Source organism: Limnohabitans sp. G3-2, assembly GCF_002778275.1.
In the GTDB taxonomy this organism is placed as follows: domain Bacteria; phylum Pseudomonadota; class Gammaproteobacteria; order Burkholderiales; family Burkholderiaceae_C; genus Limnohabitans_A.
In genome coordinates, this window is the sequence record NZ_NESG01000004.1 from 114,976 (window position 1) to 128,818 (window position 13,843).

At 58.7% G+C, this 13,843-nt stretch carries 16 protein-coding genes; 3 read left to right on the top strand and 13 right to left on the bottom strand.

Going from position 1 to position 13,843, the window contains the following annotated elements; genetic code table 11:
• Positions 1-12: 12 nt before the first annotated feature.
• The gene (locus B9Z31_RS07110; protein ID WP_100119117.1) at positions 13-195 is read right to left on the bottom strand and encodes a hypothetical protein; all 183 of its coding nucleotides are present in this window, start codon (positions 193-195) and stop codon (positions 13-15) included.
• Between the two features lie 86 nt (positions 196-281).
• Between B9Z31_RS07110 and B9Z31_RS07115 the strand changes: the two genes are divergently transcribed.
• Positions 282-1,208 carry a GNAT family N-acetyltransferase gene (locus B9Z31_RS07115; RefSeq protein WP_100118881.1) on the top strand — a complete coding sequence of 309 codons (927 nt, stop codon included), beginning with the start codon at positions 282-284 and terminating at the stop codon, positions 1,206-1,208.
• 8 nt (positions 1,209-1,216) lie between these two features.
• Positions 1,217-1,627 (top strand): surface-adhesin E family protein, encoded by a 411-nt coding sequence (locus B9Z31_RS07120; protein WP_233200826.1) that lies wholly within the window; start codon positions 1,217-1,219, stop codon positions 1,625-1,627.
• Positions 1,628-1,646: 19 nt separating this feature from the next.
• On the opposite strand, the gene B9Z31_RS07125 is transcribed toward B9Z31_RS07120, so the two are convergent.
• From B9Z31_RS07125 to B9Z31_RS07180, 12 genes are read right to left on the bottom strand one after another with little or no spacing between them, the layout of a single operon-like run.
• Positions 1,647-2,630: a hypothetical protein gene (locus tag B9Z31_RS07125; protein ID WP_100118882.1), complete on the bottom strand. Its 984-nt coding sequence runs from the start codon at positions 2,628-2,630 to the stop codon at positions 1,647-1,649.
• Positions 2,627-3,232, bottom strand: a complete 606-nt coding sequence (locus B9Z31_RS07130) for a hypothetical protein (RefSeq protein WP_100118883.1) — start codon at positions 3,230-3,232, stop codon at positions 2,627-2,629. Before B9Z31_RS07130 ends, B9Z31_RS07125 begins: the two co-directional genes overlap by 4 nt.
• 17 nt (positions 3,233-3,249) lie before the next feature.
• On the bottom strand, positions 3,250-4,683 hold the full coding sequence (locus B9Z31_RS07135; RefSeq protein WP_100118884.1) for a hypothetical protein: 1,434 nt from the start codon (positions 4,681-4,683) through the stop codon (positions 3,250-3,252).
• A complete protein-coding gene (gene flhB, locus B9Z31_RS07140; protein WP_100118885.1) occupies positions 4,680-5,843 on the bottom strand; it encodes a flagellar biosynthesis protein FlhB in 1,164 nt (387 codons plus the stop codon). The genes B9Z31_RS07135 and flhB overlap by 4 nt, the downstream gene beginning before the upstream one ends.
• Positions 5,836-6,612, bottom strand: a complete 777-nt coding sequence (fliR, locus tag B9Z31_RS07145; RefSeq protein WP_100118886.1) for a flagellar biosynthetic protein FliR — start codon at positions 6,610-6,612, stop codon at positions 5,836-5,838. The genes flhB and fliR overlap by 8 nt, the downstream gene beginning before the upstream one ends.
• Positions 6,613-6,630: 18 nt before the next feature.
• A complete protein-coding gene (gene fliQ, locus B9Z31_RS07150; RefSeq protein ID WP_100118887.1) occupies positions 6,631-6,900 on the bottom strand; it encodes a flagellar biosynthesis protein FliQ in 270 nt (89 codons plus the stop codon).
• 10 nt (positions 6,901-6,910) lie between these two features.
• Positions 6,911-7,663: a flagellar type III secretion system pore protein FliP gene (fliP, locus tag B9Z31_RS07155; RefSeq protein ID WP_100118888.1), complete on the bottom strand. Its 753-nt coding sequence runs from the start codon at positions 7,661-7,663 to the stop codon at positions 6,911-6,913.
• Positions 7,660-8,004 (bottom strand): flagellar biosynthetic protein FliO, encoded by a 345-nt coding sequence (gene fliO / locus B9Z31_RS07160; RefSeq protein WP_100118889.1) that lies wholly within the window; start codon positions 8,002-8,004, stop codon positions 7,660-7,662. Before fliO ends, fliP begins: the two co-directional genes overlap by 4 nt.
• A gap of 18 nt (positions 8,005-8,022) precedes the next feature.
• Positions 8,023-8,334 carry a flagellar motor switch protein FliN gene (gene fliN / locus B9Z31_RS07165; protein WP_100118890.1) on the bottom strand — a complete coding sequence of 104 codons (312 nt, stop codon included), beginning with the start codon at positions 8,332-8,334 and terminating at the stop codon, positions 8,023-8,025.
• An 18-nt stretch (positions 8,335-8,352) separates the two neighbouring features.
• Complete coding sequence (gene fliM / locus B9Z31_RS07170; RefSeq protein ID WP_100118891.1) at positions 8,353-9,357, bottom strand: flagellar motor switch protein FliM; 1,005 nt, start codon at positions 9,355-9,357, stop codon at positions 8,353-8,355.
• A gap of 23 nt (positions 9,358-9,380) precedes the next feature.
• A complete protein-coding gene (gene fliL, locus B9Z31_RS07175; protein ID WP_100119119.1) occupies positions 9,381-9,959 on the bottom strand; it encodes a flagellar basal body-associated protein FliL in 579 nt (192 codons plus the stop codon).
• Positions 9,960-9,983: 24 nt separating this feature from the next.
• Positions 9,984-11,492, bottom strand: a complete 1,509-nt coding sequence (locus B9Z31_RS07180; RefSeq protein ID WP_100118892.1) for a flagellar hook-length control protein FliK — start codon at positions 11,490-11,492, stop codon at positions 9,984-9,986.
• 227 nt (positions 11,493-11,719) lie between these two features.
• Here B9Z31_RS07180 and flhA point away from each other — a divergent pair, with 227 nt between their 5' ends.
• On the top strand, positions 11,720-13,837 hold the full coding sequence (gene flhA / locus B9Z31_RS07185; protein WP_100118893.1) for a flagellar biosynthesis protein FlhA: 2,118 nt from the start codon (positions 11,720-11,722) through the stop codon (positions 13,835-13,837).
• Positions 13,838-13,843 lie beyond the last annotated feature (6 nt).

The following is a 13,843-nucleotide window of genomic DNA, read 5'->3' on the forward strand; positions in this document are numbered from 1 at the left end:
GGCCCTTTTGTTTTAAACCATGCACCAAACACCGATGCACCAACCCCATACCCACTGAAAAAACAAGTCCATCGCATTGCCCAGCAAGAGGACAGGCAAACCCACATACAGTGCCATCCAAGCCCAACCTGAGAGGGTCAAACGGGCTTTGGGAATATCGTGTCCGAGGATGCTTGAAACTTGTCGTGAAGACATGGCTTGAAATTCCATTCACACCGGTGTAAATCGGTTGCAAATGCGGTATCTTGAGCGAATTTGGAAAATTTGCCTATTATGACGATATGGAAGTGAAATGGGAGCTTTTGCCACAGGCGGACTGGGAAGAATTTCATTCGGCCCAGCACGGCGCATTGCAGCAGTCCTGGCTCTACGGTGAGGCTTTGAAGGCACTGGGCGTGCGCGTTCACCGCGCCATGGTCTGGGAAGACGGGCGTCTGTTGGCGCTGGCCCAGTTCATGTGCAAGCGCTGGTTGGGCTATTTGTCGGTGGCTTCTTGTACCCGAGGGCCTGTGTGGGACCCGCAGGTGCCGCCCGCACAACGTTCGGCCATTTACAAACAATTGCGACAAAGCTTGCCAGCGCCTTGGCTCAAAGTCGTGTTGTTTTCGCCTGACCGCTGTGCCGATCAAGTCGACCCCGTCGAGGTCCAAGGCCTCTCGCGCGTGATGACCGGTTACGCCACCGTCTTGCTCGATTTAAAGCAAAGCCTGCCGACCTTGAAAGCCGCTTTGGAGGGCAAGTGGCGCAACCGCTTGATCAAGGCCTTGTCGAATGAAAAAATCCGCGTGCAGGTGCAAGCCAGTTTGAAGCGCTGCGAATGGTTGCTGGACAAAGAACGCGATCAACGTGAGGCGAAAAAGTTTCAGGGACTGCCCACGCATTTTGTGCAGGCCTACATCGCGGCGGCGGCCGACCCTCGGCAAGCCTTTGTGGTGGCCTATGCGGAGGTGGGCAAGAACACGGTGGCGGGCATGCTGTTTTTGATCCATGGCCGGGTGGCCAGTTACCATATGGGATGGGCCGATGAGCAAGGGCGCCAACTCAGCGCCCACAACGCTTTGTTGTGGGCGTCGGTGGTTCACCTGCAAGGTTTGGGCATCGAGGTGCTGGACTTGGGAGGCGTCAACACCCACGATTTGCCGGGCATTTCGCGGTTCAAATTGGGCACGGGTGGCCAAGCCATCACCTTGGCCGGAACTTATTTTTGAGAAAAGACATGACTTTGCCAATGTTTTCCATGCGCGCACGGCGGCTGATTGGCCTGGGCTGTTTGGCCGTGTGGGCTGCATGGCTGCCCAGCACCGCCCAAGCCTGGACCCGGATCGGTGAATCCGAAGAGGTGACGCTTTACCTCAACCGCAGCAGCATTGAAAAAGAAGACACCATTCGCCGTGTCCGGGAAATGCAGGACTTGAAAAGCCCCGACGCCGAAGGTGTGCGCTCCAGAACCTACATCAACGAGTACGACTGCAATTACAAAATGCACCGATTGGGGCAAATGACCAGCTACGCGGGCCCCAAAATGACAGGACAGAAATTGTTCACCGTGAACGAAATGGGTTACTGGCGCAAGATTCCGCCCTACGGTGTTTTTACCCTGACCTACATCGCGCTGTGCATCGAGTGAGTCAGGCCCTCAAGCTGGGTCAGGGCTTGGTGGCGGGGGCTGCAGGCGCGCTCGGCGCTGCAGCGGGCGCTCCGTTGGGGGCGGTGGCTTCACCGGGTTTGGCTGCGTTGAACCTCGGGAATTGAACAGCCCGCTCGCGTGAGGTGTTGGCTGTGTTCTTTTGCACCGTTTCAAGGTAGCGCTCTTTTTGCAGCGTGACCAAGGCTTCCACATCGCGTTTGAGGCCGTCGACGTTGCCGACCGCCGACTTCAACGACTTGACTTCGTTGCCCAAGGATTGCACGGCGTTGGCCTGGGTTTGCAGTTTGGCGTTGATTCCCTGGACCTGGCGAATCACCGAGTCGCTGCTGGCCGCCACTTGCTTGGCGGTTTCACTGGGCACTTTTTGCACCAAGCTCTCCGATTGCTTGAGCGAAGCGTCAATGCGGCCTTCAATCTCGCCTTGTGACTTGGTCAGGGCCACCTGTTGGGAGGCCAGCTCTTTCACGCTTTGGTTGACGCCTTCCAGAGACTCCATGCCCGTGTTGAGTTCCACCACGCGTTTGCCCACGGCCATCAGCATCGCGTCCAGTTGGTTGATGCGGCTGACCAAGCGCACGCCCATGATCAGGAAAAAGATCAGGCTGATGACCATGACGCCGCCCATCACGGCCAACAAGAGGCGTGCTTTTTTATGGCCTGCGTCGGTCACTTCCTTGAATTCTTCGGTGGCCCGTCGCAGCTGGCCGCTCACGCTGGTGGCGGCTTCTGCGGACTTGGTGGCCAATTCAGCAGAGTCGAGCACCACCTGCGCCAAAGATTGGTATTGCTGGTAAGCCCTTTGGTCGACCGTGATGCCCACATGCATGGGTTTTTCAGGTGCCGGGCTGGCCGCGGCAACCGGTTTGGGGGGTGACTCGGGCGGCGGCGAATCGACAGCAGCTTCTGTGGGCGGCGTTTCGCGGCCTTCGACTTCTGCGATGTCGACAGGTTCCTCACTGGGCTTGAAAGTGTTCTCGCTCATTTTTTCTTTCCTCGGACTTGGACGGGGGGACGCAATCTTTGGATTTGTTCTTCCAAGAGTGAGTTGCGTGTTCTCAGCTGGGCGATGCGGGTCTTGATCGGGCTGCCTTGCTCCCAGAGTTCGGCCACGCTCAACACGGCCGGGGCCGCGGCCTCGGGGGCTGGTTTTTCAGTGGCCGCGCTGTTGGGTGGCTTGATCGGGGTGGCCGCGCTGGCGTCTTGGCCCAGGGCCGCATCGGTCAATACCGGCTCAATTTTCAAAGGCTGATCGGCCGTGGCGGGCAGGGCCTTGGTTTTCACCCGCGAAGGTTTGCGCGTTTGGGTGGGCGCAGGTGCGCGCGCCGAAGACCTGGCAGGGGACCGGCTGGGGGCCTTGGTGGCCAGGGCTTGATCGGCGGGGTCTGCAGCGGTTTGAACCTTCGCAGCCGGTGTGCGTTTTTTGGACGTGGACGTTGCGGGCGATGTGGGCGCTGGGGTCTGCGATTTTTTCACGGCCGATGCCTTGCGTTGGCGAGGGGCGCTGACCTGCGGCGCCAGTGGCGCGTCGGTGCCTGGCGCCGAGGCTTGCGGCACGCCTTGAGACGGGGCTTTTTTCTGGGTCATGGTGGGGCTTTCAGGTCTCAGGTCGGACTTTTGAGTTGCTCTTGCAAGCCACGTGTCGGTCGCACCCAGCTGCGCGGGATGCCCGGCTGCTTCGAGGCCTCATAGCCCTGTCCCACATTGCTGTATGGGCCTGAGACGATCACGAAGTGCGCCAATTTTTCGCCTGGGCGGTAGGCCGCGATGATTTGGGCATTCTTCAAGGGGGGGTGTCGGCGTTGGATGTCCAAGACCTTGGCATAGCTGCTGGCCGTACCGTGTTGCAGCAAGTAGCTGTTGGCGTCGAGCTTACGCAACCACTCTTGGCCTTTCATCGTGCCCTCAGGGGCCTCAATGGCCGGCTCTGGCGGTGTGGTGGCCATGGCCACGGGCGCAGGGGGGCTGGGGGGCTGCGCAGGCGCTGCCACAGCGGTGGTGTTGCCTGGCACGGCCGGTGCCGATGAGGCCTCTGGAGCGGCACCGGCTGCCCCGGCTGTGGCGGCGCTGTTGGGGGCTGTGGTGTTGGCGGGTCCGGCCAGCTGCGGGCTGGTCAAGGGCGCGGCCACCGTGGGCTTGGCCGCCTTCAGCCCAAACGCCTCGGGTTGAATCCAGAGCATCATGAGGGTCGACATGACCAGGGCAAAACCGATGCCGATTGCCAATTTGTGGTTCTGGCGCAGCCAGGCGCCAGCGCCTTTCACGCCTGCCGCAGAACCGGCCCAAGCTTGGAGGGCCGAGGCCCCCTTCTTTTGGAAGGTGTTCAGTTGCTGCTGAAGTTTGGAGTTGGCCGTTTTGGCGGTCTCGGGGCGGGCCTCGGGCGCTGGGCTGGCGAGCAATTCCGGGGCGTCAAAGGGCGCGCCCAAAGGGGGGCGCTGCTGGCGCTGGATGCGTTGAATCAGGGGCTGAATGGCGTTCAAATTCCCATCGCTGCGGGCCTGCTCCAGAACGGCTTGCGCTTGCTCATCGGTGGGTGCCTCGATGTCCCAGCGCAATATTTTCCGGCCAAAAGCCGACAAAGGCGACTTTTGCACCTGGGGGGAGCCCGACATCAGCAAAATGGCCCGGATGTTAGCGCCTGGGAAATTTTGGATCAGGCGTGCCAGCAATTGGATTTCGCTCTCTGGCAGGGTTTGCGCGTCGTGCACGATCCAGATTTGCGCTGTGTTCACCGTGGCGTTGGCTTTGACGGCCTGGTTGAGTGACTGGTTGGCCAGCACTTCATTGAATCGGCCCAACAAAGAGTCGGTGTTGGCTGGAAAGTAAACCTCGATGCGGTGCTCTGGCGCTTGCTGGCGCACGCGCACCAGCAGCAAACTCATGTAGTGATCGAGCAAGGCCTCAAAAGGGCAATACAGCGCCAGACTCAGGCCTTCGTTGGCCACGGCGTTGGCGCAACCGTCGATGCGCATCCGGTCGGCTGCGCGAAAAACGTAAGAATTCAAAGCGGTCGTCTCAGGGTGGATCTGGATGTTCATGCTGTGGCTCCCGCTTTCTCAAGCCGGCTGCCGTCGGGGTTGAACTGCATGTTGGTGGGGACTTTCACGCGGGGTTTGGCTTGCGGTGGGTTCATGGGCGATGCCGCCTCCAGGCTGAAGACATAAGCAATGACTTGCGCCACGGCGTGGTAGAGGTCTTCGGGCACTTGTTGCTCGACTTCGGTGGTGAAATAAATCGCACGGGCCAAGGGCGCGGCTTCAAACAGGTAAACGCCATGGGCCTTGGCTTCTTCGCGGATGAGTTTGGCCATGTGGTCTGAGCCTTTGGCCACCATGATGGGGGCGCCGTCGCCTGTGGGGTCGTATTCGAGCGCCACGGCGAAGTGCTCGGGGTTGGTGATCACCACGTCGGCATCTTTGATGCGGGCCATCATGCGCGAGTTGGCCATCTCACGTTGACGGCGGCGAATCTGGGCCTTGACTTCCGGGCTGCCTTCCATTTGCTTGTATTCGTCCTTGACCTCTTGCTTGGTCATGCGCATTTGCTTCTTGAAGGCGTATTTTTGGTAGGGCACATCGATCATCGCGATGACCGCCAAGCTCAAGGCGACCCACAAAGTCGATTTCATGATCATGACCGCCGCAGCCGTCAAAGCCGGCTCCAGACCCATTCGGCCCATTTGGATGAGCGAGTCCATATTGCCCATCAAGGACCACCAAAGCACGGTCGCGACCAAGGTGAATTTCAGGATGGCCTTGCCCAGTTCGACGATGGCGTGTGTGCCGAAAATGCGTTTGAGCCCGCTGATGAGGCTCAGTTTGGAACTTTTGGGTGTGACCGCCTGCAGCGAGAACAGGTAGCCCCCTGTCACGCCAGACGCCACCACCGCGGCGATGACGGTGAACACCATGATGGGCATCACGGTGATGAAAGAGGAGAGCAACTGGTCGCCAAAGTGGGCGGGCAAAAGCAAGGGCTTGTCAATGGTGGTCCGGTCAAAGACAAAACCGTTGGCAAAGATTTGGGCCATGCGGCTGACCAGCCAGCCACCGCTCATCAGGAGCATGACGAGCGAGCCGATGACGATCACGGCAGCGGGCAACTCCGAGGAGCGGGCCACCTGGCCCTGTTCTCTGGCGTTGCTGAGTTTTTTGCCCGTCGGGTCTTCTGTTTTGTCGTCACTCGATGCATCAGACATGGGGCACCCCCATCACGTCTCGCACCACGTTGAAGCCTTGCACCCACAGCCATTCGATGCGGGCACCGATGCTCTCCAGGGACATGATCAAAATCAGAAAACCCGCGATGATCAGCGCAGGAAAACCCACCGCAAAAATGTTCAGGCTGGGCGCAGCGCGGGTGACCACGCCCAAGCCCACGTTGATGAACAGCAGCGACACCATCACGGGCAAGGCCATCAAAACCGCCCCCAAGAACACCATGGAGCTCCACTGCAGGACGCGGCCATAAACATCTTGGTTGAGGATGGAGGTGCCGATCGGCAGGGAGAAAAAGGATTCCGAAATGATCCCCAGCATGATGGCGTGGCCACCGAAGCCGACAAAAATCAGGGTCGACATCACGATCATGAGCTGCGAGATAACAGGCACGTTGCCCATGTTGGGGTCCATCATGCTGGCCATGGACAGGCCCATGGCGGCGGCGATGCTCTGGCCGCCGACGACCATGGCGGCCACCACCACTTGCATGATCAGGCCCATCACGGAGCCGATCATGATTTGGTTGAACACCTCGACCAAGCCTGGAGCCGTGGAGGGATCGATCACGGGCCAAGTGTGCAGGGGGTAAACCAGCCAAGCCAAAACCAAAGCCATCAAGATGCGCAGACGCACGTTGAAGGCGTTGATCGAGAAAATGGGGGCGGTGATCATCAGCGCTGAGATGCGCAGCATGGGCCAGAGAAAGGTGTAAAACCTTTCAATGACGTCGGCTGCGAGGAAGTTCATGGCGATGAGTTCCCGAAATCAGCTGAACAGGGTGGGGATGCGCTGAAAAATGCTGCGCGTGAAGTCGATCAGGGTGACCAGCTGCCAGCTGCCAAACACGAGCAAAGCCAAGGCCACGCCAATCAGTTTGGGAATGAAGCTCAGTGTCGACTCGTTGACCGAAGTGGCGGCCTGGATGATGCCGATGATCAAACCAACGCCCAAGGCCACGGCCAGAAGGGGTGCACAAACCAACACAGCCGTCCACAAAGCGTGGCGACCCAAGTCGATGACCATGGCGGTGTCCATCTTGTCTCCTTCAAGGCATGGCAAAGCTGCCGGCCAAAGAACCCATGATCAGGCTCCAGCCGTCCACCAGCACAAACAACATCAATTTGAATGGCATCGAAATCATCATGGGCGACAACATCATCATGCCCATGGACATCAACACGCTGGCCACAATCAGATCGATGACCACAAAGGGGATGTAAATCAGAAAGCCGATGGTGAAGGCGCTTTTGAGCTCGGAGGTCAAAAACGCTGGCACCAAGGTCATGAAGGGCACGTCCTGTGCACTGGCGACGCCTTTGTTGCGGGCGATTTCCATGAACATGGCGATGTCGTCTTCACGGGTTTGCAGCAGCATGAAGGCTCGAATCGGCTTTTCTGCCGCGGCCAAGGCCTTGTCAAAGCCCAGGCCTTGGTTCATGTAGGGCAGCAGGGCGTTTTGGTAGACGTCGTTCAACACGGGCGACATCACAAACAAGGTCAAAAACAGCGACAGACCCACGATGACCATGTTGGGAGGCGTTTGGCCAGTGCCCAGGGCTTGGCGCAGGATGGACATGACGATGACGATGCGCACAAACGCGGTCATCATGAGCAGCAAAGAGGGCAACACCGACAGGGTGGTCATCAAGGCCAGCAGTTGCAGCGTGATGCTGTACTGCGTGCCTTTGCCCGTATTGGTGCTGGTGATGGCCGGCATGTCAGGCGCCGCCTGCGCCAGAATAGGCAAAAGCCCCACCAAAAGGGTGAGGATCAAGCCGATGGGGACGTTGCGCTTCATGGGGTGAGGGGTTCCGGTGAGGCCGCCAAGGCCGCTGGCGCTTTGCCACTGGCCTCGGAACTGTGGATGTGGTGGTCAGGCCAAGGCGAGAGCACGGTGATGTTTTGGGCCGAGACACCGACCAGGATTTCGCGCTCGTCCACGCGGATCAGCATGATTTTTTGGCGTGCGCCCACCGAGAGAGTCTCCACGGTTTGAAGACGTTGGGTGTGTTTGCGCAGCAGGCCTTGGCCATTTTGCAGCTTGCGCAGCGTCCACAAAAGGGCCAGCAGCAAGCCGATGACAAAAATGAAGCTGAACAGGTATTGCAGCCAGTCGCCTAATGTCCAAACCGAGTTCATGCTGTGCCTGCTTCGGGTTCAGAGGTTGTCAAGACGTTCGGAGGCCGGGACCACGCGCGTGAGGCGAATGCCATAGCGGTCGTTGACCAGCACCACTTCGCCTTGGGCCACCACGGTGTTGTTGACCAAGAGGTTCAAAGGTTCGCCCGCAATGCGGTCCAACTCCACCACGCTGCCTTGGGTCAGGCGCATCAGGTCACGGATTTTGATCACGGCACGGCCCACTTCAATGGACAAGGTGACCGGGATGTTTTGCAGCACATCGCCGTGGATCTGGCCTTTGGTGCCTGAATCCGGGACGAATTCTTCGGGGTTGTTCAGTTCATTCATGGGCGCTCCTCAGGGGGGTCAGGCGATTACGTTAGGGCTGATGGCTTCGGTGATCTTGACAGCCACTTGACTGCCCATCGCACCCACTTCGACCTCGAAGACAGGCATGTCTTCGATCATGGCCCGCGCCGATTCGGGTTTTTTGAAAGGCAATACATCGCCAGGTTGCATGTTTTTCAAATCTTGCAGGGACATGCTCATCTTGCCCAGCAAAATCTGGATTTCCAGTTCGGCATCGCGCACCGCATCGTCCAGCTGCGTGCGCCAGACCTTGTCGGATTCTTCGTTGCCGTCGCCGGTTTGCACGCGGCTGCGCAGCACGTCCCGAACCGGCTTGAGCGCGACATAGGGGATGACCATGTCGATGAAGCCAGAGCCTTGGTTGGTGGAGTCCGATTCGAATCGGCTGAGCACCACCAGGTCGTTCTCATCGGCAATTTGGGCAAATTGCGGGTTGATTTCTGAGCTGACGTGTTCAAAGTCGATGGGCGCCACCGGGGCCCACGCCTCTTTGAAAGAGCGGAAAAAGACCTGCAAGATGATCTTGATGATGCGCGCTTCGGTCGGGGTGAACAAACGGCCAGCCGGCAGTTGCCCGACACCCCGGCCAAAGCCGCCAAAAAAACTGTCCAGTGAGCTGAAGACCACCGTGGTGTCGATCACCACCATGGCATAGCCACGCAAAGGGGCCATGCGGATGATGTTCACCGACAGGGGCGCCTTCAAATCTTTGATGTAGTCCCCAAAGCGAACAATTTGCGCCCGGGTGGGGTTGACCCTGGGGCTGGTGCGCAGCACTTCCAGCATGCCTAAGCGGAACATGCGGATGAAGCGCTCGTTGATCATGTCCAGCGAGGCGACGTTCACCCCCAGGCTGCTGTCTTCGGCGGCCAGGTCGTGCTTGCGCACTTGGACATCCAGGTTGTAGCCTGTGTCCACTTCCATGCTGCCGTCGTTGAAGCTGGCCGACAGGGCGGCCAGTTCTTCGGGCGACAAGAGGTTTTGCGATTCAGCCAAGCTCATGGGGAACGATCAGTCAAACAGGATCACTGGACCACAAAGCTGGTGAAATAGACTTCTTCGATGCCACCGAAGTCTTCGTATTTTTGCAACAAGGCGTTCATTTCTTCGCGGATTTTGGCGGCCAACTCCTTGCGGAACTCGGGCTTGGCCAGGTCCGCTTCGGTCATTTGACGCATGACGTCCAGAGCCACCGAGCGCAAAGCGAATTCATGCTTTTTGGCATTTTTGAAAACCCGCTCGTCGTAGTGCGTCATGATGGCCGCGTTCAGTTGAATCACCTTGCGGGTGCCGGTCAAGTTGGAGACGAGAGGCTTTTCCAGCTCCATATAGCTTTTCTCGAAACGCTCGAGCTCTGGGGACTCTTTGGCTTTCTTTTGTGGCGTGTTGTCACTGGCGGCCGATTTGGGGTCGGCTGCGCTTTCTTCCATGGCTTTCATGGCCTGTTCGGCAGCCAAGGTGTCTTTTTTGTCAAAGAAGCCGGTCACAAACATGGTGCCCACGGCCGTTCCCACCAAAAGCAGCAACGCCACCAATACGATCACAATGATCTTGATCAGGGGGGACTTTTTCTTGCCTTCAACTTCAATTTCTTCGTCAGCCATCATTTTTCCTTGATTGTTTGCGGGTCAAACCAACACATCCCAGCCATCTTGCCCCATCTTCATTGGAGGAGGGGGGGCCTGAACGGCTGAAAGGCTGGATTGTGGGTCATCTGAGTTGCCATCTGCCGATTTTGACATTTGTCCAGGTGTCGACTCTCCGCCACGTTTTTGGGTTTGACCATCGCCTACCTGCATAGAAGCAACATCCATGCCCATTTGGCTCAGGGTGTCTTTGAGTTTGGACATGCCTTCCAGCAGCAATTCGCGGGTCAGGGCTTGGGGCGCCGTGAAGACGGCATCCAACTCGCCACTGCGCATGCGCATGTCCACTTCGATGTGACCCAGGGTGGCGGGGCGCAAGGAGAGTTTCAGGTGCCACTGGCCTTTTTCGATCTCGGACAAAATGCGCTGACCCACCGCTTGGCCCATTTTTTCGGCCAAGTTCTGGATGTTCTCGCTGCGTTGCGCGCTTGCGGTGTCGGGTGCCGAAGCACCCGCAGCGGGGTTTTGCGCCTCTTGGCGTGCCGCGGCGGCCAAGTCGACGCGGTGACCCGAATGGCCGGACAAGGGGGTTGGGTGTTCACCGCCCACCTCAGCAGAGCTCAAACTGGACCCTTCGGCCAAGGCTTGGCTCAGGCTGTCCAGCAACTCTGGTGTGGCCGACTGGGACAGATCGATCTCGCTCTGGGACACGCCAGAGGGCGTGGTCAGGGCTTCCTTGACGGGCGCAGCCACCATGGGGTTGCGCAGCATCCAGAATGCCGCGGGTGCGGGCGAGGCCATCCAATTGATTTGAACTTTGGCAACTTCTGCGGGGTCTTCTGGCGCCGCTGGGGTCATTTTGGCTTTGTCGTTGCCTTGGGCCATGGCCCAAAGTGCGGCCGCAGTGAGTGCGTTGGGATTGAACAGCCCATCGGCCTTGCCGTCGACGCCCGTTGAATCTGCGTTGAGCGCGTTGCCCGGCGCTGCACCTTGGGGCTGAACAGGTGCCGATGGCGCAGCGGCTTGCAGCGCGTCCTCTGGCGTTGAGCCGTCCGTCTGACTGGCCGCATTCATGGCCTGGACCAAGGTCACGCCGTCCAAAGTACCAAGGCTGCCTGTGGCGGTCATGGGGGAGGGCACAGCGACCACCGGGCTGCTGCCCATCAACCACTGGACGGCGGTTTCATCCAGCCCTTGTGAACGGGCAAACGCTTCCAGGCTTTGCTCGTCCGGCACAGCGGCGTCTGAGGTGATGACATTCATGTGGGGACCTAAATGGACGGCCTTCAGAAAGTCACCGCCCAAGGAGGCACTCAAATTACCGCCAAATGAGCCGGGCGTGCCTGCTTGGAGGTCGGACACGGCGGCCATCTCTTGCCCTGCGGCTCCAAGGGTTTTCTCCGGCGAGGACTGCAAAACCCCCGACATGATTTGCCCGAACTCACTCTGGGCTGGGCGGTCGCTGGGGCTGCCAGCAGGTTCTGTCAGCTCGACTTTGGCGCTGTTGGCTGTACGGCTGGGGGTTTCAATCGGTGCGAGGGTCATGGACATGGGATTTTTGAGTGAGCAATGACGGGGAAAACAGGCCTCAGGCAGCGGAAAATTCTTGCCGCTTGCCTGTGGAACACCCTTACTCAGCAATTTGCGCACCAGGTTTTGGCGGGGCTGGCGGGTGGGCTTCGGTGAGGGGTGTCAAAAGGTGTGGCATGTACCTTGCTTAAAGGTATTCAAACATTGGTATTCCGACACTTTTTCACCCTGCCAGCCCCGACCCACCCATGACCACATTGACCCTGTCCGCCATCCGACAGAACTTCTCGCGCTTCGATTTGGCGGGTTTGGGCTTGCCTGTCTTGGTTTTGTTGATCATGGCGATGTTGGTGGTTCCACTGCCGCCTTTGTTGCTGGACATCTTGTTCACCTTCAACATCATGATCAGTTTGGTGGTGATCATGATCGCCATCGGCACCCGCAAACCCCTCGAATTTTCGTCTTTCCCTTCGGTCCTGCTGTTCGCCACCATGCTGCGTCTGGCGTTGAACGTGGCGTCGACCCGAGTGGTGTTGGTCAATGGCCACGAAGGCCCAGAGTCTGCAGGCAAGGTGATCGCGGCATTTGGCGAGTTCGTGATTGGCGGCAACTATATTGTGGGTTTCATCATTTTCGTGATCTTGATGATCGTGAACTTCTTTGTGGTGACCAAAGGTGCGGGCCGGGTTTCCGAGGTCAATGCCCGCTTCACCCTGGATGCCATGCCCGGCAAGCAAATGTCGATCGACGCCGACTTGAACGCGGGTGTGATCGACCAAGAAACCGCCAAAAAGCGCCGCGAAGAACTGGCCCAAGAGTCTGACTTCTTCGGCTCCATGGACGGTGCTTCCAAGTTTGTCAGCGGTGACGCCATGGCGGGCCTGCTCATTTTGATCATCAACATCGTGGGTGGCCTGGCGATTGGCATTGGTCAGCACGACCTGTCGGTCGGCGAAGCCACCAAGTTGTATGTGTTGTTGACCATCGGTGACGGCTTGGTCGCTCAGATCCCCTCCTTGTTCTTGTCTCTGGCCACCGCCATCATCGTGACCCGGGTGACGACCTCCGAGTCGATGACCGAGCAGGCGACCACCCAATTCTCGAACGTGCCGGCTTTGTTCATCTCGGCCGGCATTTTGGCCGTCATGGGCTTGGTCCCGGGCATGCCCCATTTGGTCTTTTTGGTTTTGGCGGGTGCGACTGCGGGCATGGCCTTCATGGTCCTGCGCAAACAAATGCAATTGGAAGAAAGCGCCGCTGCCCCCGCAGCGCCCAGCAGCGATGCGCCCAAAGAGTTGGATTGGGACGATGTCGAGCAGGTCGATTTGATTGGTTTGGAAATTGGCTACGGCCTGATTCCTTTGGTCAATGTGGAGTCGGGTGGTCAGTTGATGACCCGCGTGAAGGGCGTGCGCAAGAAACTTTCGGCCGAATTGGGCTTTTTGGTGCAACCTGTGCGCATCCGCGATGCCTTGAACCTCGAGCCCGACGCTTACCACATCGTTTTGAACGGCGTGGTGCGTGGCCGTGGCGAGGTGAAAGTGGGCCGCGAATTGGCCATCAACCCCGGCAAGGTGTACGGCAAAGTCGAAGGCCAGCCCACCAAAGAGCCCGCTTTTGGTCTGGAAGCCGTTTGGATTCAGCCGGTCATGCGCGACCAGGCCCGCGCTTTGGGTTACACCGTGGTGGACCCGAGCACGGCCATTGCCACCCACATGAACAAAGTGCTGCGCGACAACGCTTCCGAGCTGATGAGTCACGACGAAGCGCAGAAATTGCTCGACAAGTTGGCCGTCAAATCCCCCAAATTGGTCGAAGAGTTGGTGCCCGGCAAGTTGTCCTTGGGCGTGGTCACCCGCACACTGCAAAACCTGTTGCAAGAATCGGTGCCGATTCGCGACATGCGCACCGTCGTCGAAGCCCTGACCGAAGTCTGTGGCCGCACACAAGACCCTGACCAATTGACCCAACTGGTGCGTCCCAAGTTGGGCCGCATGATCGTGCAAAGTCTGACCGAAAACCGCGACACCTTGTCGGTGTTGACGCTGGACCCCCAGTTGGAGCAGCTGCTGCACAACGTGCTGCAACAAAACACCAACTCGGCCGGCATGGTGCTGGAGCCCAGTTTGGCCGAAAGCCTCTTTGCGGCCCTGCGCGAGAGTGCACGCACGACCGAAGAGCAGGGTTTGCCTGCGGTGCTGGTGGTGTCACCCGCCATTCGCCCCTGGATGTCGCGCGCGGTGCGTTACCGCGTGAACGATCTGACGGTTTTGTCTTACAGCGAAATTCCAGACGATCAGTCTGTCAAGGTGATCAACACCGTGCAAGCCGATCCTCGCAACAATTCTTCTGCCCCCAAGGCCTGATAAATC

Bases quoted from the DNA above. Each gene is read 5' to 3' on its own strand.
- B9Z31_RS07110 (WP_100119117.1), bottom strand. From the start codon at position 195: ATGTCTTCACGACAAGTTTCAAGCATCCTCGGACACGATATTCCCAAA.
- B9Z31_RS07115 (WP_100118881.1), top strand. From the start codon at position 282: ATGGAAGTGAAATGGGAGCTTTTGCCACAGGCGGACTGGGAAGAATTT.
- B9Z31_RS07120 (WP_233200826.1), top strand. From the start codon at position 1,217: ATGACTTTGCCAATGTTTTCCATGCGCGCACGGCGGCTGATTGGCCTG.
- B9Z31_RS07125 (WP_100118882.1), bottom strand. From the start codon at position 2,630: ATGAGCGAGAACACTTTCAAGCCCAGTGAGGAACCTGTCGACATCGCA.
- B9Z31_RS07130 (WP_100118883.1), bottom strand. From the start codon at position 3,232: ATGACCCAGAAAAAAGCCCCGTCTCAAGGCGTGCCGCAAGCCTCGGCG.
- B9Z31_RS07135 (WP_100118884.1), bottom strand. From the start codon at position 4,683: ATGAACATCCAGATCCACCCTGAGACGACCGCTTTGAATTCTTACGTT.
- flhB (WP_100118885.1), bottom strand. From the start codon at position 5,843: ATGTCTGATGCATCGAGTGACGACAAAACAGAAGACCCGACGGGCAAA.
- fliR (WP_100118886.1), bottom strand. From the start codon at position 6,612: ATGAACTTCCTCGCAGCCGACGTCATTGAAAGGTTTTACACCTTTCTC.
- fliQ (WP_100118887.1), bottom strand. From the start codon at position 6,900: ATGGACACCGCCATGGTCATCGACTTGGGTCGCCACGCTTTGTGGACG.
- fliP (WP_100118888.1), bottom strand. From the start codon at position 7,663: ATGAAGCGCAACGTCCCCATCGGCTTGATCCTCACCCTTTTGGTGGGG.
- fliO (WP_100118889.1), bottom strand. From the start codon at position 8,004: ATGAACTCGGTTTGGACATTAGGCGACTGGCTGCAATACCTGTTCAGC.
- fliN (WP_100118890.1), bottom strand. From the start codon at position 8,334: ATGAATGAACTGAACAACCCCGAAGAATTCGTCCCGGATTCAGGCACC.
- fliM (WP_100118891.1), bottom strand. From the start codon at position 9,357: ATGAGCTTGGCTGAATCGCAAAACCTCTTGTCGCCCGAAGAACTGGCC.
- fliL (WP_100119119.1), bottom strand. From the start codon at position 9,959: ATGGCTGACGAAGAAATTGAAGTTGAAGGCAAGAAAAAGTCCCCCCTG.
- B9Z31_RS07180 (WP_100118892.1), bottom strand. From the start codon at position 11,492: ATGTCCATGACCCTCGCACCGATTGAAACCCCCAGCCGTACAGCCAAC.
- flhA (WP_100118893.1), top strand. From the start codon at position 11,720: ATGACCACATTGACCCTGTCCGCCATCCGACAGAACTTCTCGCGCTTC.